This is a genomic window from Stenotrophomonas sp. YJH_SMC_57 (genome assembly GCF_059369755.1).
The window spans coordinates 1-24580 of sequence record NZ_JCAFSZ010000019.1 but is presented as its reverse complement, the minus strand read 5'-3'; the positions used below and the strand labels follow the sequence as shown (position 1 = coordinate 24580).

Genomic DNA, 24580 nt, shown 5'->3' with positions numbered 1-24580 from the left:
ACGCCCTCAGCCCCGCCAGCGCAGCAGCAGGTCGCGCAGCGGGGTCAGTGCGGTGGCCATGCCGGCCAGCACGCCCATCGTGTTGGCCAGCGCATCCATCGGATCGGCCGTGCGGTTGCTGGTCAGCGCGCCCTGCGCGAACTCGATGCCGATCCCCATCAGCACCAGGCCCACGCCCCCCCACAGCAGCGGGCGCCCCCGACGGAAAAGCTGCACTGCGCTGCCGGCCAGGATGAAATAGGCGAGGAAGTGCTCGCCCTTGTCGCTGTTTTCCGGCAACGGAATCGGCGGCGGCGGAATCAGGCACACCACGATCACCAGCAGTACTGCCAGCGCCCACAGCACGGTCCACAGCCGCGGCCTGCGCAGCGGCTTGATCAGCGCCCGTGCATCACTCACAGGCGCCAGCTCAGGTCACCCAGTTCGAAGGCCGGCTCGAAATCGACGCCACGCTGCAGGCCGATCGCCTGGAAGCGCTCGCCCATTTCGGTCGGCAGGGTCAGCTTCTTCACCTGGTCGCGCAGCTGGATGCGGCCGACTTCATCGGTGCGCTCCTCGGCCAGCAGCAATACCTGGTCCAGGCCGTTACCGAGCAGGAAGCTGGCCTGGCTGCAGTAGCCTGCCAGTTCGAAGCCACCGTGCAGGCCGGCTTCGGCCATCGCGGTGAAGTCCACCGAGGCGGTGATGTCCTGCAGGCCCGGCCAGCGATGCACGTCGTTGTGCACGTGGTGGCGGTAGAACGCACGCACGGTGCCATCGTCGCGGTCATGCTGGTAGAACTCGCCACGGTTGTAGCCGTAGTCGATGAACAGCATCGCACCGCGCTGCAGGCCACCGGCCACCGCCTGCAGCCAGTACGGCAGCTGCGGCAGCACTTCGGAGCGGTAGCCCTCGGCGAAGGGCTTCTCCAGATAGCGCTCGATATGGCGCACCGCACCGTTGAGCAGGATGTCGGCCGGCTGCGCGCCGCGGATGAAATGGCCGTCGCCGTCCAGCTCGACGGTTTCCTCATAGACCTCGCCGTCGCGGATCAGGAAGCGCGGCGTCGGCAGCGCGTCGATCACCTCGTTGGCGAACACCACGCCCTCCCAGTCCTCTTCGAACGGGCGATCGACCCAGTCCACGCGCGCGGCCAGCTCGGCCGGCAGGTTCTGCTGCAGGCGCTGCTGCTGGCGTTCGCGCAGGTCGGCGCTGGGTTCGAGGATGGCATAGCGCGAGGGCAGCGCGTCCAGCTCCACCAGGCGCAGCAGCACGGCCTCGGCGAAGGCACCGGTACCGCCGCCCAGCTCCAGCATCCGCGCCTGCGCACCCAGCTGGGCGAATACCGGCGCCAGGGCATTGGCCACGCTGCCGGCGAACAGGCTGCCGAGCTCGGGCGCGGTGGTGAAGTCGCCGCTGCCACCGAACTTGCTGGCGCCGGCGCTGTAATAGCCCCAGCCCGGGGTATACAGGCACAGCTCCATGAAGCGGGAGAACGGCATTGCCCCGCCCTGCGCAAGGATCTCGGCGCGCAGGGCGGCGGCCAGCTGGTCGCTGTGGGCCAGGGCATCGGCTTCGGGCAGGGGGAAGGTGGGCTGCATGGCGTCTTCGAATGCGGTGACAATGGTGCACAGGATAGCCGAGCCTTGGAGGACCCTCGATGAGCGATACCCACCCCGTGGTCCTGATCACCGGCAGCGCGCGCCGGATCGGTGCGGCCATTGCCCGCCAGTTCCACGCCTGTGGCTGGTCCGTGGTGCTGCACGCCAACACCTCCAGCGCCGAACTGCAGCAGGCCGCGTTCGATTTCGACAACGTACGCCCGGGCAGCGTGCTGGCCCTGCAGGCCGACCTGCGCGACGCCGACGCCCTGCCCGACCTGGTGGAACAGGCCGTCACCCACTTCGGCCGCCTGGACGCGCTGGTCAACAACGCCTCCAACTTCTTCCCCACGCCGCTCGGCCAGGTCACTGCCGAGGCGATGGACGAGCTGTATGCGGTTAACGCGCGCGCGCCACTGCTGCTGTCACAGGCAGCCGCGCCCTACCTGCGCCGCCAGCAGGGCTGCATCGTCAACCTGACCGACCTGCACGGCACCGATCCGATGCGTGACCACATCGCCTACACCATGGCCAAGGCCGCGCTGGAGATGGCCACCCGTTCGCTGGCGCTTGAGCTGGCGCCGAAGGTGCGGGTCAATGCGGTGGCGCCCGGCGCGATCCTGTGGCCGGAACAGGGCAAGGATGATTTCGCCCGCGAGGCGCTGCTGGCACGTACGCCGCTGGCACGGATCGGCACCGTCGAGGAGATCGCCGAGGCGGTGTACTGGCTGGTGGCCGAGGCCAGCTTCGTCACCGGCCATACCCTGCGCGTGGACGGTGGGCGTACGGTCAGCTGAAGTGTTGCCGGCCAGCGGCCGGCGCTACCGGTGTGCCGGCCGCTGGCCGGCAACCTCCGTCATCCAAGGTCAATGACCTCGAACGCTTCGCCAAACTGCGGGTGCGCGCGCCACAGCGTGGCCAGATCCTGCCCGCTGACCGGATCGATGAAATCCGGCGCGATGTCGGCCAGCGGCTTCAGCACGAAGGCATGCTTCAGTTCCGGGCGCGGGATGCGCAGGTGGCCGGGGCCTTCCACCACCAGGTCGCCATAGAACACCACGTCGATGTCCAGGGTCCGGTCGGAGAAGCGCGGCCCGCTGCGATCACGGCCATGCGCGTCTTCCAGCGCATGCAGCCAGTCATCCAGCGCCTGCAGCGGCAGGTCGGTCTCGATCGCCACCGCGTTGTTGAGGAAGGCCGGGCCATCGAAGCCGACCGCGGCGGTACGGTAGGCGGGCGACACCTGCAGCGCGCCAAAGCGCTCGCGCAGGGCCGTCACCGCAGCGTGGAGGTAGCGGCGGGGCTGGACGTTGCTGCCCAGGCTCAGGAGCACGGTAGTCATGCGGTTCAGGTGACAGTGCTGGGGGGGCGTGGACATGCCGTCGTCACGGCGGCCTGCCTACAATCCGGGACGCACATGATAGGGCACCGACATGACCTATTGCGTTGGAATCGAGGTCGACGAGGGCCTGGTCTTCGCCGCCGATACCCGGACCAATGCCTCGCTGGACGATGTGCGCGTGCACCGCAAGCTGCACGTGTTCGAGTATCCCGGCCAGGCGGCCTACGTGCTGATGGCGGCGGGCAACCTGGCCACTACCCAGCTGCTGGTGTCACGCCTGGGGCGCGACGCCGGCGATCGGCGCACGCCCAACCTGCGCGACATGGCCCATCTGTTCGAGGCCGCCGAGTACGTCGGCCAGCTGCTGGTCGACAGCCAGGTGCACAGCGCCCACAGCGAGCACGGCCATGACGGGGTCAACACCCAGGCCACGCTGATCTTCGGCGGCCAGATCGCTGGCGAGCGGCCGGGGCTCTACATGATCTACCCGCTGGGCAATGCCATTGCCGCCTCGCCGGAGACGCCCTACCTGCAGATCGGCGAATCCAAGTACGGCAAGCCGATCCTCGACCGCATCCTCAGCCCGGCCACGCGGCTGGAAGACGCGGCGCGCACGGCGATCGTCTCGCTCGATTCGACCATCCGTTCCAACCTGTCGGTGGGCCTGCCGATCGACCTGGCGCTGCTGCGCGATGGCGAGCTGCGCATCGGCCAGCAGCTGCGGCTGGGCGCGGACTCCGCGCTGTATGCCGACATCCACCAGAACTGGTCGCGGCGGCTGGAACAGGCGGTGGACAGCCTGCCGCGGTTCCCGTGGGAAACCACCGAACGGTAGTGCCGGCCGCTGGCCGGCAACCGCAGTGATCCCGCCGCACGCCGATGCCGGCCAGCTGCCGGCACTACCCAGGCATCAGCCCAGCGCTTCGGCCACCGCGCGGAACACCTGCTGCATCTGCAGCGGCTTGCGCAGCACATGTACCTCCACGCCGCCCGGGAACGCATCGGGCGTCACCGCTGTCGTCGTGTCTTCCAGCACCAGTGCCGGGCCGCGGTAACCCAGCGCAGCCATTTCGCCCAGCAGCTGGCTGGCCGGCAGCAGCTTGGAACCGGCATCGGCGATCACCAGTGCCGGCATCGCCTCCTGCTGCATCCAGCGCAGCGCGGCAGGGCCATCGGACGCCAACTGCAGCTGGTAGCCCTGGCTGGACAGCGCATTGCCAAGCAGCGAAAGCCGCGTTGCCTCGCCATCGACCACCAGGATCGACTGTCCGCTGCCCAGCGCCACCAGCTGCTCGATCGGCTCGCTGCCGTCGCTGGCTTCATGCATCGGCAGGCGCAGTTCGAAACAGGTGCCCTGCCCCGGCTGGCTGCTGACATGGATGCTGCCGCCGGCGCCTTCGACGATGCGCTTGCAGGAAATCAGGCCCAGGCCGGTGCCATCGGCCTTGGTGGTGAAGAACGGGTTGAACAGGTGCGACAACGTGTCCGCATCCATGCCGATGCCTTCGTCGGCCACCCGGATGTGCATCCAGTCCACGCCATCGCGCTGGCCGGCATGGCTGGCAATGAGGCTCAGGCGGCCGCCATTGGGCATCGCCTGGATCGCGTTCAGCGCCAGGTTCAACATGACCTGCTGCAGCTCAGTGTAATTGGCGTCGACCACCAGGCCTTCGTCCTGCACCTGCAGTTCCAGCCGCACGGCGTCCGGCACGTTGCTGCGCAACAGCAGCGCCACCGCATCGAACAGGCCGTCGATCTCGATGCGTTCGCTTGGCTTGCGCGAGCCGCGCACGAACGACAGCATCGACTCGGCCATCTCATGGCCGCGCCGGCCGCACTCGGCGATCACATCGGCCAGGTGGTGCAGCTGCGGATCATCGGTCCGCGCCTTCAGCAGGTCCGGCATGATCAGCAGCGGCTGCAGGATGTTACGCAGGTCGTGGCTGAGGCCGGCGGCAAGCAGCGACAGGCTTTCCAGGCGCTGTGCACGCATCAGCTCGGTGTCCACGCGTGCGCGTTCGATCGCACTGCGCGCATCGCGGATCGAACGCGCCACCGCCGACGGCAAGCGCGCTGGCTGGTGCTTGATGATGTAGTCGTTGGCACCCTTCTGCAGCGCCGCTACCGCGTTCTCTTCACCCATGGTGCCGGAGACGAAGATGAAGGGCACTTCCGGCGAGGTCTCGCGCACGATGCGCAGTGCATCGTCACCGGAGAAGCCGGGCATGCTCAGGTCGGACAGCACGATGTCCGGCTGGAACGTGGCCAATGCCTGGCGCAGTTCAGCCTCGCTCTCGACACGCTCGAAGCGGGCGTCCAGCCCCGCCTCGAGCATCTGTTCGGACATCAGCTCGGCATCTTCCGGTGAATCCTCCACCAGCAGGATGCGCAGCGCCCCCAGGGCGGGACCGGTCAGGGGCATGGGCTCACTCGAGTTCCGGTGCCTGGTTGATCAACGCCCAGAACTTGCCCAGCGTCTGCACGGCGCCGAAGAACTGGTCCACATCCACCGGCTTGACCACATAGGCGTTCACGCCCATGTCCCAGCTGCGGGCCAGGTCGCTTTCCTCGCGCGAGGACGACAGGATCACCACCGGCAGGCGCTTGAGTTCTTCGTGCTCACGGATCTGCCGCAGTACTTCCAGGCCATCCATGCGCGGCATCTTGATGTCCAGCAGCAGCACCGCCGGCAGGCCTTCCTCGCGGCTGGCGAAGGCGCCGCGGCGCAGCAGGTAGTCCATCACCTCCACGCCATCCTCGACGTGCACGATCGGGTTGGCCAGACGCGCCTCTTCCAGGGCGTCTATCGCCATCTCGGCGTCGGCCGGGCTGTCTTCGGCGAGAAGAATGGTGCGCAGAGTCGTCATGCAGAAGGACCTTGTTTGTCCGCGTCGATCGCGGGAGGCAGGTAGAAGTGGAAGGTGGCGCCGACGTCCGGTTCGGCCTCGGCCCAGATCCGGCCGCCATGGCGGGTCAGCACGCGGCGCACGCTGGCCAGGCCGATGCCGGTTCCAGGGTAGTCGCTGGCCTTGTGCAGGCGCTGGAATACGCCGAACAGCTTGCCCGCATAGGCCATGTCAAAGCCTGCACCATTGTCGCTGACCGTGAACTGATGGCCGCCATCGGGCTGCTGCTGGCAGTCCACGCGGATCCTTGCCGGCTCGCGGTTGCCTGAATACTTCACCGCGTTGCCGAGCAGGTTCAGCCAGACCTGGCGGATCATGTTCTCGTCACCCACCACGATCGGCAGCGGCGCAATGCTCCACTCGACCTGGTGCGCGTGGCCGCTGTTTTCGGCCTCGGCCTGCAGGTTGGAATCGAGCATGGCGCGGGTATCGGCCACCAGCGACTGCATGTCCACCGCCTGCTGGCGCATCGCCACGCGGCCCAGCCGCGAGTAGACCAGCAGGTCGTCGATCAGCGCGGCCATGCGCCGTGCCGAGCTGGAGATCACCTCCAGGTAGTGGCGGCTCTTGTCATCGGCCTGCTCACCCAGATGGCGTGACAGCTTGTCCGAGAATCCGGCGACATGGCGCAGCGGCGCGCGCAGGTCGTGCGAGACCGAATAGCTGAAGGCCTCCAGTTCGCGGTTGACCTCGGACACCTGCGCGACCTTGCCTTCCAGCTGCCGGTTCAGCTCTTCCACGCGCAGCTGCACGGCACGCTGCACCGTTACGTCGCTGACGGTCATCAATACCACTTCGTCATCGGTATCCGGCAGCGGCATGCGCCGTGCGTTGAGCAGCATGTAGCGCACCATGCCGTCGGCGGCGCGCTGCTCGTGCTCGAAGTCCCACAGTTCGCGGCCACGCAGCAGCACGTCGGACAGACGCTGGCGCATCACGGGGTCCTGCCAGGCGCCGTCTCCGACGGTTTCCAGCAGCAGGCCGTCGGCACGTTCGTCCTCAAGCCCGTACAGCTCGGCAAACGCCGGATTGTGCAGCTGCACGCGCAGTTCACGATCAAGCAGAACAATGGGCTCGCGCACGGTCTGCAGCACCGATGCCGCACGCGCGGCCGAGCGCAGCGACTGCCGCTCGGCGTGCAGGCGACGGCCGATCTGGCGATGCAACAGCCACAGCACCAGGCCCAGCAGGGCCAGCTGCACCACCAGCGAGCTCCAGGACACAAACTCGGTCTGCCGGCGCTGGCGCGCCGCCTGTTCTGCACGCAGTGCCAGCAGCTTCTGTTCGCTGGCCTGCAATTCCTCGACCAGGCCGCGGATGGGGTAGCGCGTGCTCAGATCCTGCACCAGCCCGCGCTGATCGCTGTTGGGTTCGGACCTGGCCAGCTCGCGGGCCAGCGCCATGCGGCCCTCCAGCATCGATTCGATACGACCGATGCGGATGAGCTGGTCGGGATTGTCGCGGGTCATCCGGCCCAGCTCGGCCAGGCGCCCCGGAATCTCGTTGGCGCGCGCCATGCGCTCGCGCAGGCCGGGCGCATCCACGCCCTTGGACAGGGTCAATGCGGCCGATTCGACGTCACGCACGTCCGCCTGCAACTGCTGCAGGGCATTGCCTACGGCCTGGGTATGGTTGACCCAGGCCATCGCCTGTTCGCTGTCCTGCTGCAGTTTGCGCAGGGTCAACCACGGCACCACGATGATCGCGACGGCCGCCAGCGCCAAGGCCGGCAACCGCCAGCGGTCCCAGATGTCGTCACTGAAAACCAGCGCCATAGTTCCTCGTCAGCTCGGCCGCGGAGCACCTGCCGGGACCAGCCCGGCTGCGGCGGAACCAGCAATATAGCGCAGGCGGTCACAACTCTGGGATTCAGGGCGCGGCTGGCTGAACGGGTAGGGGGCGTCCCCTTCTTGGTGGAGCCGAGCAGGGCCCGGCTCCAAAGAAACCGCTGGGCGCCCCAGCTGGGGCGCCCACCGGGTTCAGCGCTTGGCAGCGGCGCTGACCTTGAGTGCTGCGGCATCGACGCGGGTCACGCCCTTGATGCCCTTGGCGGTGGTGACCGCCTTGTCCTTCTCGGCCTGGGTCGCCACGGCGCCGCTCAGGCTGACCACGCCGTTCACTGTTTCCACCTTGATTTCAGTGCCCGGAACGTTGCTGCTGGCCAACAGGTCGGCCTTCACCTTGGTGGTGATCCAGGTGTCGGTCACCGGCTCGTTGGAGTCATGGCGATCAGCGTGGGTCGCCGGATGGGTGCTGGTCGGCGGGCTCTTCGCGGCCGGGTCCTTGGCGAAGGCGGCCGAGGAGGACAGCGCCAGGCCCAGGGTCAGGGCAGAAGCAATCAGCGTGCGGGTGGTATTGCTCATCGTGTCGTACTCCTTCGGGATGTGCTGCCAGTCTGGACAAGCCGCCGTGGAGCAGGCGTGGCGTTGCAGTCATGCCGCTGTGAATCGGAGCGTTTCCATCGGCAACGGTTCAGTTTTGGACGGTGATCGCCGGTCGTTTACCCTGCCCTTTCCCTCTGCCGGAGCTGTGCGATGCGCCCCGACCTGCAACTGGCCCTGATCGGCTACGGCCTCGCCGGCCGGGTCTTCCATGCACCGCTGATCCAGCACACGCCCGGACTGGTGCTGCACAGCGTGGTCAGTTCGCAGCGCGATACGCTCCTGCGCACGTTCAGCGACGTGCACGTGCGGGCCACGCCACAGCAGGTCTTCGACGATCCGGCGGTGGATGCGGTGGTGATCGCCACGCCCAACGACCAGCACGCGCCGTTGGCGATCGCCGCGCTGGCGGCAGGCAAGCATGTGCTGGTCGACAAGCCGTTCGCGCTCGACGTCACCGAAGCCGAAGCGATACTCGCCGCGGCACGCGATGCCGGGCGCATCGCGACCGTGTTCCAGAACCGGCGTTTCGATGCCGACTTCCTCACCCTGCAGGCGCTGTTGGCAGAGGGTGCGCTTGGTGACGTGGCCGAGTGCCATGCGCATTTCGACCGCTACCGGCCGCGGGTACGCGAGCGCTGGCGCGAACAGGATGGCCCGGGAAGCGGCTTGTGGTACGACCTCGGCCCGCACCTGCTGGACCAGATGCTGGTGCTGTTCGGCTGGCCCGAAGCCATCGACGCCGATCTGGCGGTGCAGCGCGAGGGCGGCAGCGGCATCGATTACTTCCACGCGGTGCTGCACTACCCGCGGCATCGCGCGATCGTGCATGCCGGTTCGCTGGTGGCGGCGCCCACACCGCGCTTCAGTGTGCATGGCAGCACCGGCAGCTGGATCAAGCACGGGCTGGATGTGCAGGAAGCGCAGCTGCGCCGTGGTGTTGCACCGGGTGCGCCGGGCTGGGGCATCGATCCACGGCATGGCGAGCTGCTGCGCTGCGATGCCGAGGACAACGTGCAGCGCAGCACCGTCGACAACCTGCCCGGCGATTACCGGCGGCTGTATGCACAGTTCGCGGCGGCGATGCACGGTGATGGCGAAGCGACGGTCAGTGCGGCGCAGGCGCTGCAGCTGATGCGGTTGCTGCAGGCCGGGATGGACAGTGCGCGCGAAGGGCGGCGAATCGCGTTGGGGTGATCGGCAGGGCTGCGCCCTGCACCTGCGGTAGTGCCGGCCGCTGGCCGGCAACAGCAGCAGCAACAGCAAAAGCCGGCTATCCGTGGGATGCCGGGGTGGGTCCGGTTGCGGGGGACGCGGTGAATCCCCCTCCTGGGTCCGGCCCAGCCGCTGGCGGCTGTGCGTTCGGGCGCTTGCGAAGCAGTGCTTCGCAAGCAAAGCGCCCTCACCCATCTAGCCTCGGTCGCGCCATCCATGGCGCTCACGCCCCCGCAACCGGACCCACCCCGCCTTCGACATCTATCCGCGCCCGACGGTAGGTGTCGACCTGGGTCGACACGGATCCACGCCATGCGTGGATCGCGTGGTCATGCGTTTTCTCTGTTACGACTTCTTGATGGCATGGCCGCCGAACTCGTTGCGCATCGCCGACAGCAGGCGATCGGTGAACGAATTCGATTCGCGCGAACGCAGGCGTTCCAGCAGCGACAGCGTGATCACCGGCGCCGGCACGTCCAGTGCGATCGCCTCGGCCACGGTCCAGCGGCCTTCGCCGGAATCCTCGACGTACGGGGCGATGCCGTCCAACGACGGATTGCGCTTGAGCGCTTCGGTGCTCAGGTCCAGCAGCCACGAACGCACCACGCTGCCGTGGCGCCACACCTCGGCCACCTGGGCCAGGTCCAGTTCCATCTCCTGCTTGCGCTCCATCAGCGCGAAGCCTTCGGCGTAGGCCTGCATCATTCCGTACTCGATGCCGTTGTGGACCATCTTGGTGAAGTGGCCGGCGCCGGACGGACCCACGCGGGCCCAGCCGCGATCTTCGGCCGGGGCCAGCGTGCGCAGCAGCGGCGCGATCTGTTCCACCACCGACGCTTCGCCACCGACCATCAGGCTGTAGCCTTCCTGCAGGCCCCACACGCCACCGCTGGTGCCGCAGTCGACGTAGCCCAGATCGTCCTCGGCCAGCGCCTTGGCACGGCGGATCGAGTCCTGGTAGTTGGAATTGCCACCGTCGATGACGATGTCACCCTCCGCCAGATGCGGGGTCAGTTGGCCCAGGGTCTGGTCGACGGTCTCGCCGGCCGGCACCATCAGCCACACCACGCGCGGCACTGGCAGCGCAGCAACGGCAGCGGCCAGCGAATCAACCACCTCCAGGCCGGCCTCAGCCGCACGCTGGCGCGCGCCTTCGCCCGGGTCGTAGCCGACCACGCGGTGGCCGCCGCGATGCAGGCGCTGGGCCATGTTGGCACCCATGCGGCCGAGGCCGATCATTGCAATATCCATTGTTTCACCTTCAGTTGGGGTCTAGGGTCAGGCTGCCTGGCCTGCCGGTGGCCGCGCAGTGGCGCAGCTGCGCCTCGCGCCAACGCCGGTAGAGCGTGGTATGCAGATTGTGCACCGCCAGGTCGATCGAAAACGGCGTTCGTGGGTTGCGATCAAGCAGGCGGGCGACGTGGTAGCCGATGGGACGTATACCGCGCGGGTGCACATAGATCACGAACTGCTGGTAGAACGGATCGTCCAGCAGCTGGTCCATGCGTGCCAGCGTGTCGTGGTAGCGCGGTTCCAGCCGTGCGCGCAGGTCCGGGTCGCGCTCGAACAGCAGGCGCTCGAAGTAGCGCTGGCCGACGCGCGGGATGTCCTGCGCGAGTTTCCATAGCTCTACATTGCGCTGGTCGTACCAGGCCAGCCCGCCGTGCAGGGCCAGCGCCTGCGCAGCGCCCTCACCCACCTCGACCACCACGAAGTTCTCGGCCTGGTTGCTCAGATCGTCCAGCGTGCCCTTGTCGTACACATGTTCGATGAAACCGGGCACGCCGACGAACGCCTGCCGCCCCAACATCGATGTGCGCTCCGCCTTGCCGTCGGCGAAGAAATCACCTGCGCTTGCACCCAGCAGAATGCTGTCGGTGTCATGCAGCGCCAGGAACGTACCAATCGACAGTTCTGCGGGTTTGAACTCGGTATCGAACGCAGCATCACCGTACAGCTCGCGTTGCGTTGCCAGCTGCGCGACCTGGCGGCCGACGCCACATTCGGCACGCACGCTGCCGCTGTAGAACGCCTGCAGTGCACGGCTGTTGCCGGCGCTGGGCGCGTAACCGCGGCCGAAACTGCGTGTACGCTGCCACCCTTGCGAGGGTGCGCCCCGCAGGCCGAAGCCGATCCAGCCCAGCTGCGGGCCGGAAAAACGGAACGTGGGATTGTCCTGCAATGCGGTCGCCGCACGCTGCGTGGCGGCGCCCAGTTCGAACGCATAGGCGCAGACCGTGGCCGGGTCGTCCAGCAGTTGCCGAAGCAACGCCTGGCGTGCTGCCGCAGGCATGCCCGCCGCCCAACGTACCTGCAGATCGCCCGCCGCCTGCGCCTCGGCCAACGTGGCGCGCGTGCACACGGCGCCGCCGTGCACCTGCGGCGTCGCCACCGCCGCTTCTTCGAAGCGCCAGCCCAGCCGCTGCAGCAGGCCCTGCGTGCAATCCACGGGCGTGGCCGCCGCTCCCAGCACGGGCACCAGCAGCAGGGCCATGCCGATCAACCTGCCGCGCACGCTCACCCCTGATCCGTGCTGACCGGTGCAGGTTCCGGAATCGCAGGTACGGGCGAAGCAGGCGGCGCGGGCGTGGCTGCGTCCGCAGGCAGGTACTGCTGCAGCCGCTGGAAGAAGCGACGATAGAACTCGGCATCGGTGACCGTACTGCTGGCCACTTTCACCAGCGAATCATCATTGCTGCCGAACGGCAGCGACACCGAGCCCAATGCACCCACGCCCACGCTGGCCGACGTCGGGCTCTTCTTCAGTGCGTAGCGGTCCTGCACCGCGCTGACGAACACCAGCGTCTGGCTGCCACGCGGCGCGCAGGAGATGCGCAGTACCAGCTGCTCGTGATCGTCGTCGCGGGGCTGGAAATTCTTGTTGCCCTCCACCTGTGCCTCGTCCGAGCGGGCAATGGCATAGCCCTGGCTGAGCAGGGTCCGCCGTGCCGCTTCGCAGGCGTCGCCCGGACGGCCATCGACGGTGCGCGAGAAGGTGTCGCCGGAATCAAAGGATTCACGCAGCAGGGTGCTGTCGGCGGCGCGGCCACCACAGGCCGACAGGATCAGGGCGCTGCTGAGGGCCACGGCAGCGCTGGGAAGACGGGAGGCCCGCATGGGTACTCCTGCGAGGACGGTACCGCCAAGGGTAGTCCCGCAGCCGTGTGCAGCAGGTCGAAAGTACGCCTGCCCGCCCCCGCCGTTGCGGCCTGTTCATGCACAAAAAAGGGGACGGAGGGGATTAAGTCGTTTGTGTCACAAACGACTTAATCCCCTCCGTCCCCTTTTAAAGCGGGATGGCGGATCAGTCCGCCCAGCGGCCGGCGCCGGTGGACTGCGGCAGCACTTGCGCCGACAGCGGGCGGTCGTTGGCCAGCAGATTCACCGCATCGGCCAGGATCGAGGCCGACTCGCGCAGCAGCGGGTCCGGACGCTTCTCCGCCGCCTTCTCGCGCGCGGCATCCTTGACGATGTCGCGCTCGTTGCCGGTCAGGCCGTCGTCGCTGCTGTCATCGGCCAGCGGGTCCAGGGCCAGGCCCAGTTCCTTGCGCTGCACCTGGCGTTCCTTGCGCTGGGCATCCTGGCGCTCGCGTTCGGCGCGGCGGGTTGCCTCGTTCAACGAGATGTACTTCTTCGCCGCTTCAGTGCGGAACTGCTGCACGTCCTCGTTCCACCACTGGAATTCCTTGTCGGTGGCGATGCGTGCATCGTGACGGGTTTCCAGCTTCGGCAGCAGCGGTGCGAAGTTGCCGTACTGGGTGTGCGGCACGGCGGCGATGCGGGTCCACGGCAATGCGTTGTCGTAGGTGCTTTCGCCGAACTCGGTGGCATCGACGCTGGCCGGGAAGGCCAGGTCCGGCACCACGCCCTTGTGCTGGGTGCTGCTGCCGCTGATGCGGAAGAACTGGGCGATGGTCAGCTTGACCTGGCCGAAGCGCTGGGTCTCGCCGCTCGGCCAACGATCGAGATCGACGATGTTCTGCACGGTGCCCTTGCCGAAGCTGGTCTCACCGATCACCAGGCCACGACCGTAGTCCTGGATGGCACCGGCGAAGATTTCCGAGGCCGACGCCGAACCGCGGTTGATCAGCACCGCCAGCGGGCCATCCCACGCCACGCCCTGGTTGCGGTCGCTGTTGACGGTGACGCGACCACCGGACTCACGCACCTGCACCACCGGGCCCTGCTCGATGAACAGGCCGGTCAGTTCGATGGCTTCATCCAGCGAACCACCGCCGTTGTTGCGCAGGTCCAGCACCACGCCATCCAGCTTGCCGTTCTTGAAACCGGCCAGCAGCTTGGCGACGTCGCGGGTGGCCGAGGCGTAGTCGGCGGCATTGCGGCGGCGGCCCTCGAAGTCCTGGTAGAAGGTTGGCAGCTTGATCACGCCGACCTTCCGTGCCGGTTCACCGTTGGCGGCCGGAATGGTCATGGTCTCACCCTTGGCGGCCTGTTCGGCAAGGCGCACCTTCTGCCGGGTCAGCACCAGGGTGTGGTGCTTGCCGTCGGCGCCTTCCGCGGCCGGAATGAATTCCAGCTTGACCTGGGTGTCCTTGGCACCGCGGATCTTGGCCACGACATCATCGATGCGCCAGCCGATCACGTCCTCGACCAGGCCGGACTTGCCCTGGCCGACGCCGACGATGCGGTCACCCGGCTTCAGCGTGCCGTCCACCGCGGCCGGACCACCGGCGATGATCTCGCGGATCACCACCACATCGTCCTGGCGCTGCAGCTGCGCACCGATGCCTTCCAGCGACAGCGACATCGCCTGATTGAAGTTTTCGGCGGTGCGCGGAGTGAAGTAATCAGTGTGCGGATCAACCGCGCTGGTGTACGAGTTCATGAAGAACTGGAAGACGTCTTCGCCCTTCAGTTCATTGACCGACTTCTCCAGCGTGGCATAGCGCTTGTCCAGCGTCTTGCGGATGTCGTCCGGCTTCTTGCCGGCCAGCTTCAGGCGCAGCCAATCGTTCTTGACCGACTTGCGCCACAGTTCATCCAGTTCGGCGCTGCTGGCCGCCCACGGCACCTTCTTGCGGTCGTATTCGAAACGCTCGTCGGTGGTGAAGTCCGGCTCCTGCTTGAGCAGCTTGCGCGCGTAGGCCACGCGCTCGCCCAGGCGCTGCTTGTAGACGGCGAACACCTGGAACGCCGGCTCCAGCTCGCCGCCACGGATGGCCGAAGAGATATTGGCTTCGAACGGCGCGAAGCGCGCCACGTCAGCCTGGGTGAAGTACTGCTTGCCGCCGTCCAGCGTCTCCAGGTAGCGCTTGAACACGTCCTTGGAGGTGGCCTCGTCCAGCGCGCGCGGGCGGTAGGCGTAGCGGCTGTCGGACAACAGGCCGTACACCAGCTTGGAGGTGGTCACCTGATCGGCGGTGGCCGCCGCGGGCAATGCGGGCGAGTCGGCCTTGGCCGCCAGCGCCAGCGGCGCGACCAGCGCCAGGGCCATCAGGAATGCGGGGGCTTTGAATTTCATTGACGTGCTCGAAGGCGCCTTGCCAAGGGGGAGACTGTAGGGTGTTCAGACACCACGACAGTGCCGAAAGTTGCCGGGTTTGTCACTCGGCCGCGCTCGGTGGAAAACCAGCCTAGCGGGGCCGGTGTAGCAAATTGTGAATGCAGGCGAAGGCAGGGCGGGCCTTGTAGAGCCGAACCCATGCTCGGCTGTCCAGCCGGACGCAGCCGAGCATGGGCTCGGCTCTACAGCAGGCAAAAGCGTGCGAACCAAGGTTCGCACCCACCGAAGGCGGCGGGCCGCGCCCGCCTGGGTCGTCAGGAGACCCCTGCGCCCTTGGCCTGCACGTCGGCGTGGTACGACGAGCGCACCATCGGGCCGGAGGCCACGTGGCTGAAGCCCAGCTCGTAGCCGTAGTCTTCCAGCGCCTTGTAGTCCTCGGGGGTCCAGTACTTCAGCACCGGGTGGTGGTGCGCGGTCGGCTGCAGGTACTGGCCGATGGTGATCATGTCCACGTCATGCGCGCGCAGGTCGCGCATGGTGGCCTTGATCTGCTCGAACTCCTCGCCCAGGCCCAGCATGATGCCGCTCTTGGTCGGCACCTCCGGGTGCTGCGCCTTGAAGTTCTTCAGCAGGTTCAGCGACCACTGGTAATCGGCGCCCGGGCGCACGTTGCGGTACAGGTCCGGTACGGTTTCGATGTTGTGGTTGAACACATCCGGCGGGTTCTGCGCCAGGATCTCCAGCGCGCGCTCCATGCGCCCCTTGCCGCGGAAATCGGGGGTCAGCACTTCAATGCGGGTACCCGGCGACTTCGCGCGGATGGCGGTGATGCAGTCGACGAAATGCTGGGCACCGCCGTCGCGCAGGTCATCGCGATCGACGCTGGTCACCACCACGTACTTCAGGCCCATGTCGGCCACGGTCTGGCCCAGGCTGGCCGGCTCGTTGGCATCCGGCGGCTTGGGGCGGCCGTGCGCCACATCGCAGAACGAGCAGCGGCGGGTGCAGACCTCGCCAAGGATCATGAAGGTGGCGGTGCCGTGGCCGAAGCACTCATGGATGTTCGGGCAGCTGGCTTCCTCGCACACGGTCACCAGGCGGTTCTCGCGCAGCTTGGCCTTCAGGTTCTGCACGGCATTGCCCGAGGGAATGCGCACGCGGATCCAGGACGGCTTGCGCAGCACCGGCGCATCGGCGAACTGCACCGGCGAGCGGTTGATCTTGTCACCGCCCAGCTGCTTGACCCCGGCCTGCAACGGCGCGGCGGACGGAGAGTCGCCCTGCACGATCTGCAGGGGAATGGAACGGGCGGTGGTTTCAGTCATGGCAGTTCCGGGGGGCGGTCAGGCGGCCGCAGAAAGATCGGGCAGTTCGGGCGTGTGCTGCAGCAGCAGGCCGAACTGGCGGGCCAGGTGGTCCAGCAGCACCGGCTTGACGGCCTCCATCCCGGAGGGTCCGCCCAAGTCTACTACCGATGTCACCTGCAACCCCTGGTAGCCACAGGGGTTGATGCGGTGGAAGGGTTCCAGGTCCATGGACACGTTGAAAGCCAGGCCGTGGAAGGTGCAGCCGCGGCGCACGCGGATGCCGAGCGCGGCGATCTTGGCGCCGCCGACGTAGACACCCGGGGCACCCTCGCGGCGTTCGGCACCGATGTTCCACTCGGCCAGGGTATCGATGAGGGCCTGCTCGATGCGGCAGACGTAGTCGCGCACACCAATGCCCAGCCGCGGCAGGCGCAGCAGCGGGTAGACCACGATCTGGCCGGGACCGTGATACGTCACCTGGCCGCCGCGGTCCACGTGCAGCACCGGGATCTCGCCCGGCGCCAGCACGTGCTCGTCCTTGCCGGCCTGGCCCAGGGTGAACACCGGATCATGCTCGACCACCCACAGCTCGTCGGCGTCGGCGTCGCTGCGCTGGTCGGTGAAGCGCTGCATGGCGCGCCACACCGGTTCATAGGCTTGGCGGCCGAGGTCACGCACCACTGCCGGACGCGGCGCGCGGTCTTCCGGGGCGGCTTCGGCCGGGCAGCTGTCGGCTACAGCGTCCACTTCACTTCCGGGTGGTCGCGCAGCGCCTGGTGCGCCAGGTCGTACTGCTCGCGGCTCTCGGCCTTGAACACGATGCGGACGGACACGTATTTGCCGTTGGACGAATGCTTCCAGCTGATGCGCTCGTTCACCACATCGATGCCGGCAGCCAGCAGCAGACGGGGAAGCTCATGCTCCAGGCCGCGGTTGGCCGGGCCCATGGCGCTGAGCTCGAACTGGCCGGGGAACTGGAAGCCGTGGTCGGGGTTGTCGGACTTGATTTCCATGCCCCCATTATCGGGCCGCAGGGCAACAAACCCAAGAGTATTCATCAAAGTCAAAGGCGGCACCGGCGAGCCGCTGCGTTGCAGCGGGGCCGCGCCCCTGGCAGGGCCGTCCACGAAGGCCGGCCCCGGCAGGCGGAGCGTGCCGGCGCAGGGCCGGCACGCAGGCGGGTTACTTGGCCGTTTCCATCAGGGTGGAATTGACCCAGCCCTTGTTGCCCATTTCGTCTTCCACTTCCCACATGGTGCCTTCCTTGACGCCGGTGGGGTACAGCAGCATGCCCGGCTCCAGCGAGCGCACCGGCGCACCGGTGCCCTTGGCATTGGCCAGCAGGCGACCGGCCTTGAGCATGGTCACTGCCTGGCCGGAGTTGGCCGCCGAGGCATTGGCCGGCAGGCCGCCCAGCTCGGCCACCATGTTGGTGTACGCCTGCAGGTAGGCCAGGGTGATCACCTGGCCGATTTCGGTGTTGGCATAGCCACCCACGCCCATCGCGCCGATGCCGCCGCCGCCGAACAGGCCGCCACCGGCGCCCCAGCCCAGGTCGGTCTTCTTCGAGTTGCCCTCGACGATGGCCACCTGCTCGGAGGAGCGCACGTCAGTGAGGGTGAGGGTCACGTCCGCGGTCTTGCTGCGGAAGTTCAGGCCGCTGACCACCGCACCGGCCTTGCCGCCGATCAGCCCGCCCAGCAGGCCACCGATGGCGTTGCCGCCGGCATTGCTGTTCTGCGAGATCAGGTCCGGCACCAGCACGTAGTCGGCGGCACGGATCTGGCCCTTGCCGATGTTGGAGCGGCCGCGCAGCTGGCCTTCGCTGGCCAGCGCACGCTCGGCCTGGGCAGCGGCCATGCCGACGCCTCGGTCCACCAGGGTGAAGCACTTGGACTTGTTGACGAAGACCTTGATCAGCTTCGAAGGCGCCGGCAGCTGCTGGCCGGTCCACCAGTTCACCACGTCTTCCGGCTCGATCACCGAGATGGAACCCAGCGGCTTGGTGCAGACCGGAATCTCGGCCTGGCCCTTCTTGCTCTGCTCCTGGGCAGAGGTGCGGCTGTTGGCGAAGCTGTCGCGCAGACCGGCCGACGCCGGGGCACTGACGCCCAACAGGCCGGCACCCAGCAGCGCGCAGGCCAGCACGGGGGCGAGCGAATTCGATTTGTTCATATGAGTCATCCAGCACTTCGCCGACGGCGAAGCACAATCCATGGGTTGAGAAAGGGTCTGGGACCTGAATCCTTTGGTGGCGCCTCCCCAGGCGCCGGCGCAGAGGATAGGGCATGCAGGGACCCAACCACAACCGCAGCTGACTGGAAAGTGCGGATAACGACAGATTTGGCCAACCCGGGCGATGGCGCCCGCCGGCGGGCCTGTCCCGACTCCACGTATCACATTGTGTCGGTTGGACAATGTTGTTTTCGGAACAGACAAGTGAGCGCCATGTGGTCGTTTTGCTGACCACCTGGGGGTACCGTGTCGCGGCTGAAATCGACAAAAGAACCCGCGCCCCGATGAGCCCCCCTTCCCACCCCCGCCTTGCAGCCCTCGGGCTGTCCGGCCTGCTTGCCGCTGCCCTCCCCCTTGCCGCCCAGGCCGCCGAACGATGCGGCCCGGATGCGATGCGCGACCACCCGCCACAGGTCAACATCCGCGTCGACAACGACCTGTTCGGTGGCCGCCACCAGGACCAGGGCTACACCAACGGCGCCCAGCTGACCCTGGTCTCGCCGAACCTGGTCGACTACACCGACGACCCCTGCCTGCCCCGGATGGCGCGGTGGGTGAACCAGTACCTGGAAGGCCTGCACCCCGGCAGGTTCGAGCAGCAGAACATGATCTTCAGCATCGGCCAGGGCATCTTCACCCCGACCGATCCGGCCCGCCGCGACCTGATCAAGGATGATCGACCGTATGCCGGCGTGCTGATCGCCAGCTTCGGCTTCAACGCGCGCAGCGGCGACCGCCTGCAGACCACGCAGCTGACGCTGGGCGTGGTCGGTCCGTGGGCACAGGGCAAGCAGGTGCAGAATGCGGTGCACAACATCCTCAACGACAAGAAGTTCGAGGGCTGGGACAACCAGCTGCACAACGAACCGCTGTTCATGCTGACCCACGAGCGCATGCGCCGCTGGCCGGCCGATGCCAGCGTCAATGCCGGCGGCTGGGGCTGGGATGCGATCAGCCACTATGGCGGTGCGATCGGCAACCTGGAGACCAAGGCCAACGCCGGCGGTGAAGTGCGTTTCGGCTGGAAGCTACCCGATGATTTCGGCAGCACGCCGCTGCGTCCGGCCGGCGAGAACACCGCGCCGACGCGTGGCGGCCGCCCCAGCGGCTGGTCGTGGCACCTGTTCGCCACCACCGACGCGGCGTGGGTGATCCGCGACATCACCCTGGACGGCAACACGTTCCGCAGCAGCCACAGCGTGGACAAGCGCCACGTGGTGGCCCAGGGCGGCTATGGCATCGCGGTGATGCGCGGACGTTGGAAGTTCGCGGTCGCGCGCTACCACAGCACCCGCGAGTTCTACGGCCAGCGCCAGTCGCCGGTGTTCGGCAGCTTCACCATCAGCCGCTCGCTGTAAGCGAGGGGCTGATGGTGAAGCGGGTAGGTGCCGGCCGTTGGCCGGCACGCCGGTTTGCACCGCTCGCTGTAAGCGAAGGGCTGATGGTAGTGCCGGCCGCTGGCCGGCTGCTGGCATATCCGGATGGATTGATGAGGAGCCGGCCAGCGGCCGGCACTACCATCAGGATCTCCGGATGGGCTCATGCGCCGGCATCCGGAAACAGAAAAGGCCGGCATTCGCCGGCCTTTTCGTTCACCACGCCACGGCGTGGATCATTCCGATTCCCACCACATCCAGAAGCTGTCCCACAGGCGCTTGAAGAAGCCGGCCTGCTCGACGGCGGCCACGGCCACCAGCGGTGCTTCAGCGATGACCTTGCCATCCAGGGTGACCTTCACGGTACCGACCTGCTGGCCGGCGGTGAACGGTGCCTCCAGGGTCTTGGGCACATCGATGCTCGGCTTCAGATCGTTGTAGCGGCCACGCGGCACGCTGACCAGCATCGGCTGGGCCACGCCCAGCTGCACCTTGTCGGTGGTGCCCTTCCAGACCTTGTGCTCGGCCACGGCCTTGCCCGGCTCGTACAGGCGGTGGGTCTCGAAGAAGCGGAAGCCCCAGTTCAGCAGGGCCAGGCTGTCGTCGGCGCGCTGCTTTTCCGACGCGCCACCCAGCACCACGGCGATCAGGCGCTGGTCACCGCGCTGGGCCGAGCTCATCAGGCAGTAACCGGCCTCGGAGGTGTGGCCGGTCTTGATGCCATCGACGCTGCCATCGCGCCACAGCAGCAGGTTGCGGTTCGGCTGCTTGATGTTGCCGACCTGGAATTCCTTGATCTTGTTGTACGCGTAGGTTTCCGGGTAGTCGCGCACCATCGCGCGGCCCAGCAGCGCCAGGTCGTAGGCGGTGCTGTGGTGGCCCTGCGCGGTCAGGCCGTGGGCGTTGACGAAGTGCGAGTCCTTCATGCCGATCTTGGCGGCGTAGCTGTTCATCAGCGATGCAAAGGCTTCTTCGCTGCCGGCCACGTGCTCGGCCAGGGCGATCGCGGCGTCGTTGCCGGACTGGATCGCCATGCCCTTTTCCATGTCTTCCAGGCGTGCGGTCTGGTTGACCGGGAAGCCGCTGTAGCTGCCATCGGTACCGGCGCCACCTTCGCGCCAGGCGCGCTCGCTCATCATCACCTGGTCATCCGCACGGACCTTGCCGTTCTTGACCTCGGCGGCGATCACGTAGGACGTCATCACCTTGGTGATGCTGGCCGGGGCCAGCTGCTCGTGGACGTTTTCGCCGGCCAGCACCTGGCCGGTGGCGTAGTCCATCAGCACCCAGGCCTTGGACACGCTCGGCGCCGGGGCCGGCGGAGTGGCGACAGTGGCCGGGGCAGCAGCGGCGGCGGCAGGCGCCGGCGTGGCCGGAGTCGGCAGCGGCGTCTGGGCGGAAGCCAGGCCCACCACCAGGGTGGCGGCCAGGGCAGTGGCGGCGGAACGGAAATTCATTGGACAGCAGGCTCCAGGGGACGGCCGGGAATGGAGGGTGGAACGTAACGGCCATTGTAAGGCCGGGGGAGCACGGGCCGGCAGCACCGGCCCGGGCGGTTCAATCCTTGACGATCTGCGGCGAACCCAGGCCCAGACCGGCGATGCGGCCGGCAAGTTCCGCGGCACTGGCATGGTCGCTGGCGGGTACGCGCAGGCGGAACAGGGTGCGACCACCGGCCGCGATGTCGCTGATGGTGGCGCCGACGATGCCTGCGGCATTGAGCTGGCCCATCGCGCGGTTGGCGTTGTCGCGGTTGGAGAAGCTGGCGACCTGCACCATCACCGCGCCGACCACCTGCTGCGACAGGCTGGGCGCCGTCGGGGCGGGACGTACCGGGGCCGGCGCAGCCGCACGCGGTGCCGCGCTGGCCACTGCAACCGGTGCCGGTGCGGTGCTGCGCACCGGCAGTGCGCTCGGCGGCAGGCTGCTGACCGCCACGTCCGGCGCGGTGCTGGCTACGCCCTGGGTGGTGGCCGGCTGGCCACGTGCAGGCATGCCGTCGGCCGGCAGACGCTGGACCAGGCGATCGATGTCGCTGTCGGCGGCGACCCGCGCGGCCGGTGCCGGTCGTGCACTGACCACGGCGGTAGCAGCAGCCGCTTCGGCGGCGCGGCGCTCGCGACGCGACGGCTTCTGCGCCAGCAGGTTGCTCTCGCCCGGCTGCAGCGCGCGCACTTCGACATTGCCGGTGCCGCGCTGGGTGATGCCCAGGCGCACGGCGGCGGCATAGCTCAGATCAACCACGCGGCCATCATGGAACGGGCCACGGTCGTTGACGCGCACGATCACCGACTCGCCGTTGTCGAGGTTGGTCACGCGGGCGAAGCTGGGCAGTGGCAGCGTCTTGTGCGCGGCGGTGAACTGGTACATGTCGTAGACCTCGCGGTTGGAGGTCAGGCGGCCATGGAACTTGGCGCCGTAGTACGACGCGGTGCCACGCTCGACGTAGTTGCGGGTGTCGTCAAGCACGTTGTACGACTTGCCCAGCACCACGTATGGCGACTTGTTGCCGATCGCCGAGCGTTCCTCGGCGGTCACTTCCGGCTCGGGAATGCAGGCCACGTTGGGAATGTAGTCCGGCGTGCTGTCGCGCACGCCCGGCTTGTACAGGCCACCGGCGGTGTAGTTGCCGCGGGTGCTCAGGTCTTCCTTGGCCGCCGCGTACGGCGAACCGTCGGGGCAATGCGCCGGGCGCGAACCGCGGCCCTGCACCAGCGTGCCGCTGGACTTGCCACCATGGCCGGCCGTGGCCGGCTTCTTCGGCGCGCTGCTGCAGGCCGCCAGCGCGAGGACGATCAAGCCTGGGGCCAACCATCTGATGTTCATGCCGGGGGCAGCTCCTGTCCGGCGATGGCCTGGGACAACTGGAACACGGCCATCGCGTACATCTTCGAGAGGTTGTAGCGGGTTATCGCGTAGTAGTTCTGGAAGCCCAGCCAGTACTGCTTGCCGGTGCTGCCTTCAAGGGTGATCGGGGTAGCGGTGGCACCGGGCTGCACCGGCGCGCTCGGCTGGTAGCCACGCTGCGCCAGGTCGGCCAGCGACCAGGTCGGCATCCACTCGGTCGGGTTGAACTCCTCGCGCCCCGGCGCCAGCGTCGCCGGCACGGCGACCTGGCCGCCACGCACCCAGCCGCCCTTCTTCACGAAGTAGTTGGCGATGGACGAGAACACGTCGTCATAGCTGTTGAACAGGTCACGGCGGCCATCGCCGTTGCCGTCCACCGCGTAATCGAGATAGCTGGACGGCATGAACTGGCCCATGCCCATCGCACCGGCGTAGCTGCCCTTGAGCGTGGTGATGTCCAGCTTCTCTTCGCGGCCCAGCTCGAACAGCTTGGCCAGTTCGTCGCGGAAGAACAGTTCGCGGCGCACTTCGCGTTCCAGCTTGGCCGGGTCGCCGCTGCGCGGGTAATAGAACGCCAGCGTGTACAGCGCATCCAGCACGCGATGGCTGCCGGCATTCTTGCCGTAACTGGTTTCCACGCCGATGATCGCCACGATCACTTCGGCCGGCACGCCGGTACGCTGCTGCACGCGATCAAGCTCGGCGCGATGCTGCGCCAGGAACGCGCGGCCACCATCGATACGCGCCTTGCTGATGAACATCGGCCGGTACTCGTTCCACGGCTTGACCCGTTCGGCCGGGCGCGACATGGCGGCGATGATCGGCTGGCGCACCTGCGCCTGGTCGAGCACGCTGCTGATCTGCTCCGGCTTCAGGCCATAGCGCTTGGCGGTATCGGCAATGAAGCGGGCCCGCGCGACCTCGAACGGCACCGGGGTGAGATCGACCGGCGGCGCGGTGGCCGCAGTGGCTTCGGGCGCGGCCTCGGCCGGGCCATGGGCCTTGCTGGCGGGCTGGCGTGGCGTACTGCTGGCCTGGGGCGAAGACGGTGGGGACTTCGGCTGGGTCGCGCAGGCGACCAGGCCGAGGGTGAGCATGCAGGCCAGAGTGCGTCGAATCATCGTCGCAGGTTAGCAGGTCATGGATGAATTAAAACCCCTAACACCATGAATCACAACGATTTGCCCGCGTTCAGCGGGAAATGTGAAGACGTCGTGATCGACCCGCCCCATTCAGATAGAGGTTGCCGGTTGCGTCCCCATCCCCGCAGACGCAACCGGCGACCGGATCCGGTCGGTACCTGCGCGGCTGCCGCTCCCCAGTGGCAGTACCCCGCGCTCCCTGTACCCGTTGGATCAGTACTGCTTCCCGCCCGACGCCCCCTCGCGCTGCAACGATTGACGGCGCGCCGTGCCGAACGGGCCGCCATTGTGCAGGCCGATCACGACAAGTCCATTGATCAGGATCAACGCAGCGTAAAAGTGTGAACCGGATTGCATTTTTTATGGACTTCGGTCAGTGGCAATGCAGCTGCGGGCTGCTGTGAGAACGCTTCCACAAGGGGCGTTGCGCAGAGTCAGGATATTTCCAGCCAACGGCGCAGCCCCTCGTGGGTGGGGTTGGTCGCTGAAAGCAAAAGCTGCGAGTGGGTCGGTCGGGTCGGGTACGCGTGGGACGCCGTGAATCCGTCCCTGGAGGCTTGGCAGCCGCATCCATGCGGCTGACACCCCCGCGTACCCAACCCGACCGCCCTCTGACAGATTTCGGTGGCCTGCCACCCACGGAGAAGAAAAGAAGATCAAAAGCGGGTCGCGCGCTGCGCTTGCTCGTGAGCCGAGCACGGCTTGGCTCTACACAAGGCAATGAAGCGATCCGCCAGACCGCTTTTGCTTTTGATCTTCTTTTTTTTCGTGGGTGGACGCGCCCG

22 protein-coding genes are annotated in these 24580 nt (G+C 67.4%); 4 read left to right on the top strand and 18 right to left on the bottom strand.

The window, feature by feature from the left end; translation table 11 throughout:
* Positions 1-6: 6 nt before the first annotated feature.
* Positions 7-399, bottom strand: a complete 393-nt coding sequence (locus AC5P7U_RS19915) for a VanZ family protein (protein ID WP_481458560.1) — start codon at positions 397-399, stop codon at positions 7-9.
* Positions 396-1580, bottom strand: coding sequence for a class I SAM-dependent methyltransferase (locus AC5P7U_RS19910; protein WP_197563942.1), 1185 nt, complete (start codon positions 1578-1580; stop codon positions 396-398). Before AC5P7U_RS19910 ends, AC5P7U_RS19915 begins: the two co-directional genes overlap by 4 nt.
* Before the next feature lie 59 nt (positions 1581-1639).
* On the opposite strand from AC5P7U_RS19910, the gene AC5P7U_RS19905 reads away from it, so the two are divergent.
* The gene (locus AC5P7U_RS19905; RefSeq protein WP_008265570.1) at positions 1640-2377 is read left to right on the top strand and encodes a pteridine reductase; all 738 of its coding nucleotides are present in this window, start codon (positions 1640-1642) and stop codon (positions 2375-2377) included.
* A gap of 59 nt (positions 2378-2436) precedes the next feature.
* Here the strand turns inward: AC5P7U_RS19905 and folK are convergent, their stop codons facing one another.
* Positions 2437-2922: a 2-amino-4-hydroxy-6-hydroxymethyldihydropteridine diphosphokinase gene (gene folK / locus AC5P7U_RS19900; RefSeq protein WP_495221386.1), complete on the bottom strand. Its 486-nt coding sequence runs from the start codon at positions 2920-2922 to the stop codon at positions 2437-2439.
* A 91-nt stretch (positions 2923-3013) separates the two neighbouring features.
* On the opposite strand from folK, the gene AC5P7U_RS19895 reads away from it, so the two are divergent.
* Entirely contained in the window at positions 3014-3757 is a 744-nt protein-coding gene (locus AC5P7U_RS19895) for a proteasome-type protease (protein WP_308309175.1), read from the top strand.
* 75 nt (positions 3758-3832) lie between these two features.
* Here the strand turns inward: AC5P7U_RS19895 and AC5P7U_RS19890 are convergent, their stop codons facing one another.
* The 4 genes from AC5P7U_RS19890 to AC5P7U_RS19875 form a co-directional block, all read right to left on the bottom strand.
* On the bottom strand, positions 3833-5344 hold the full coding sequence (locus tag AC5P7U_RS19890) for an ATP-binding response regulator (protein WP_495221385.1): 1512 nt from the start codon (positions 5342-5344) through the stop codon (positions 3833-3835).
* A gap of 4 nt (positions 5345-5348) precedes the next feature.
* Positions 5349-5789 (bottom strand): response regulator, encoded by a 441-nt coding sequence (locus tag AC5P7U_RS19885; protein ID WP_087923644.1) that lies wholly within the window; start codon positions 5787-5789, stop codon positions 5349-5351.
* Entirely contained in the window at positions 5786-7603 is a 1818-nt protein-coding gene (locus AC5P7U_RS19880) for a sensor histidine kinase (protein WP_197564985.1), read from the bottom strand. The genes AC5P7U_RS19885 and AC5P7U_RS19880 overlap by 4 nt, the downstream gene beginning before the upstream one ends.
* Before the next feature lie 204 nt (positions 7604-7807).
* A complete protein-coding gene (locus tag AC5P7U_RS19875; protein WP_006470382.1) occupies positions 7808-8191 on the bottom strand; it encodes a BON domain-containing protein in 384 nt (127 codons plus the stop codon).
* A 171-nt stretch (positions 8192-8362) separates the two neighbouring features.
* Here AC5P7U_RS19875 and AC5P7U_RS19870 point away from each other — a divergent pair, with 171 nt between their 5' ends.
* Entirely contained in the window at positions 8363-9406 is a 1044-nt protein-coding gene (locus AC5P7U_RS19870) for an oxidoreductase (protein WP_308309171.1), read from the top strand.
* 363 nt (positions 9407-9769) lie between these two features.
* Here AC5P7U_RS19870 and gnd read toward each other — a convergent pair whose 3' ends face one another.
* The 8 genes from gnd to AC5P7U_RS19830 all read right to left on the bottom strand — a co-directional run bounded on the left by gnd (position 9770) and on the right by AC5P7U_RS19830 (position 18370).
* On the bottom strand, positions 9770-10675 hold the full coding sequence (gene gnd, locus AC5P7U_RS19865; protein ID WP_006470430.1) for a phosphogluconate dehydrogenase (NAD(+)-dependent, decarboxylating): 906 nt from the start codon (positions 10673-10675) through the stop codon (positions 9770-9772).
* A 10-nt stretch (positions 10676-10685) separates the two neighbouring features.
* The gene (locus AC5P7U_RS19860) at positions 10686-11918 is read right to left on the bottom strand and encodes a hypothetical protein (RefSeq protein WP_308309172.1); all 1233 of its coding nucleotides are present in this window, start codon (positions 11916-11918) and stop codon (positions 10686-10688) included.
* 23 nt (positions 11919-11941) lie between these two features.
* Positions 11942-12541, bottom strand: coding sequence for a DUF2242 domain-containing protein (locus AC5P7U_RS19855; RefSeq protein ID WP_308309173.1), 600 nt, complete (start codon positions 12539-12541; stop codon positions 11942-11944).
* A 187-nt stretch (positions 12542-12728) separates the two neighbouring features.
* Positions 12729-14906, bottom strand: coding sequence for a carboxy terminal-processing peptidase (locus tag AC5P7U_RS19850; RefSeq protein ID WP_495221384.1), 2178 nt, complete (start codon positions 14904-14906; stop codon positions 12729-12731).
* A gap of 296 nt (positions 14907-15202) precedes the next feature.
* Positions 15203-16213, bottom strand: a complete 1011-nt coding sequence (gene lipA / locus AC5P7U_RS19845) for a lipoyl synthase (RefSeq protein ID WP_006470562.1) — start codon at positions 16211-16213, stop codon at positions 15203-15205.
* Between the two features lie 18 nt (positions 16214-16231).
* Entirely contained in the window at positions 16232-16942 is a 711-nt protein-coding gene (gene lipB / locus AC5P7U_RS19840; RefSeq protein ID WP_006470564.1) for a lipoyl(octanoyl) transferase LipB, read from the bottom strand.
* On the bottom strand, positions 16930-17208 hold the full coding sequence (locus tag AC5P7U_RS19835; RefSeq protein WP_005411067.1) for a YbeD family protein: 279 nt from the start codon (positions 17206-17208) through the stop codon (positions 16930-16932). Before AC5P7U_RS19835 ends, lipB begins: the two co-directional genes overlap by 13 nt.
* A 169-nt stretch (positions 17209-17377) precedes the next feature.
* Entirely contained in the window at positions 17378-18370 is a 993-nt protein-coding gene (locus tag AC5P7U_RS19830) for a CsgG/HfaB family protein (protein WP_008267582.1), read from the bottom strand.
* 344 nt (positions 18371-18714) lie between these two features.
* Between AC5P7U_RS19830 and AC5P7U_RS19825 the strand changes: the two genes are divergently transcribed.
* A complete protein-coding gene (locus AC5P7U_RS19825) occupies positions 18715-19788 on the top strand; it encodes a lipid A deacylase LpxR family protein (RefSeq protein ID WP_049455889.1) in 1074 nt (357 codons plus the stop codon).
* A 254-nt stretch (positions 19789-20042) separates the two neighbouring features.
* Here AC5P7U_RS19825 and AC5P7U_RS19820 read toward each other — a convergent pair whose 3' ends face one another.
* The 3 genes from AC5P7U_RS19820 to mltB form a co-directional block, all read right to left on the bottom strand.
* Positions 20043-21263 (bottom strand): D-alanyl-D-alanine carboxypeptidase family protein, encoded by a 1221-nt coding sequence (locus AC5P7U_RS19820; protein WP_008264856.1) that lies wholly within the window; start codon positions 21261-21263, stop codon positions 20043-20045.
* 100 nt (positions 21264-21363) lie between these two features.
* The gene (locus tag AC5P7U_RS19815; RefSeq protein WP_197563696.1) at positions 21364-22632 is read right to left on the bottom strand and encodes a septal ring lytic transglycosylase RlpA family protein; all 1269 of its coding nucleotides are present in this window, start codon (positions 22630-22632) and stop codon (positions 21364-21366) included.
* Positions 22629-23774, bottom strand: a complete 1146-nt coding sequence (mltB, locus tag AC5P7U_RS19810; protein WP_006470749.1) for a lytic murein transglycosylase B — start codon at positions 23772-23774, stop codon at positions 22629-22631. The genes AC5P7U_RS19815 and mltB overlap by 4 nt, the downstream gene beginning before the upstream one ends.
* Positions 23775-24580 lie beyond the last annotated feature (806 nt).

Excerpts from the sequence above, each read along its gene's own strand:
- AC5P7U_RS19910 (WP_197563942.1), bottom strand. The coding sequence starts at position 1,580 with ATGCAGCCCACCTTCCCCCTGCCCGAAGCCGATGCCCTGGCCCACAGC.
- AC5P7U_RS19905 (WP_008265570.1), top strand. The coding sequence starts at position 1,640 with ATGAGCGATACCCACCCCGTGGTCCTGATCACCGGCAGCGCGCGCCGG.
- folK (WP_495221386.1), bottom strand. The coding sequence starts at position 2,922 with ATGACTACCGTGCTCCTGAGCCTGGGCAGCAACGTCCAGCCCCGCCGC.
- AC5P7U_RS19895 (WP_308309175.1), top strand. The coding sequence starts at position 3,014 with ATGACCTATTGCGTTGGAATCGAGGTCGACGAGGGCCTGGTCTTCGCC.
- AC5P7U_RS19890 (WP_495221385.1), bottom strand. The coding sequence starts at position 5,344 with ATGCCCCTGACCGGTCCCGCCCTGGGGGCGCTGCGCATCCTGCTGGTG.
- AC5P7U_RS19885 (WP_087923644.1), bottom strand. The coding sequence starts at position 5,789 with ATGACGACTCTGCGCACCATTCTTCTCGCCGAAGACAGCCCGGCCGAC.
- AC5P7U_RS19880 (WP_197564985.1), bottom strand. The coding sequence starts at position 7,603 with ATGGCGCTGGTTTTCAGTGACGACATCTGGGACCGCTGGCGGTTGCCG.
- AC5P7U_RS19875 (WP_006470382.1), bottom strand. The coding sequence starts at position 8,191 with ATGAGCAATACCACCCGCACGCTGATTGCTTCTGCCCTGACCCTGGGC.
- AC5P7U_RS19870 (WP_308309171.1), top strand. The coding sequence starts at position 8,363 with ATGCGCCCCGACCTGCAACTGGCCCTGATCGGCTACGGCCTCGCCGGC.
- gnd (WP_006470430.1), bottom strand. The coding sequence starts at position 10,675 with ATGGATATTGCAATGATCGGCCTCGGCCGCATGGGTGCCAACATGGCC.
- AC5P7U_RS19860 (WP_308309172.1), bottom strand. The coding sequence starts at position 11,918 with ATGGCCCTGCTGCTGGTGCCCGTGCTGGGAGCGGCGGCCACGCCCGTG.
- AC5P7U_RS19855 (WP_308309173.1), bottom strand. The coding sequence starts at position 12,541 with ATGCGGGCCTCCCGTCTTCCCAGCGCTGCCGTGGCCCTCAGCAGCGCC.
- AC5P7U_RS19850 (WP_495221384.1), bottom strand. The coding sequence starts at position 14,906 with ATGAAATTCAAAGCCCCCGCATTCCTGATGGCCCTGGCGCTGGTCGCG.
- lipA (WP_006470562.1), bottom strand. The coding sequence starts at position 16,213 with ATGACTGAAACCACCGCCCGTTCCATTCCCCTGCAGATCGTGCAGGGC.
- AC5P7U_RS19835 (WP_005411067.1), bottom strand. The coding sequence starts at position 17,208 with ATGGAAATCAAGTCCGACAACCCCGACCACGGCTTCCAGTTCCCCGGC.
- AC5P7U_RS19830 (WP_008267582.1), bottom strand. The coding sequence starts at position 18,370 with ATGAACAAATCGAATTCGCTCGCCCCCGTGCTGGCCTGCGCGCTGCTG.
- AC5P7U_RS19825 (WP_049455889.1), top strand. The coding sequence starts at position 18,715 with ATGAGCCCCCCTTCCCACCCCCGCCTTGCAGCCCTCGGGCTGTCCGGC.
- AC5P7U_RS19820 (WP_008264856.1), bottom strand. The coding sequence starts at position 21,263 with ATGAATTTCCGTTCCGCCGCCACTGCCCTGGCCGCCACCCTGGTGGTG.
- AC5P7U_RS19815 (WP_197563696.1), bottom strand. The coding sequence starts at position 22,632 with ATGAACATCAGATGGTTGGCCCCAGGCTTGATCGTCCTCGCGCTGGCG.
- mltB (WP_006470749.1), bottom strand. The coding sequence starts at position 23,774 with ATGATTCGACGCACTCTGGCCTGCATGCTCACCCTCGGCCTGGTCGCC.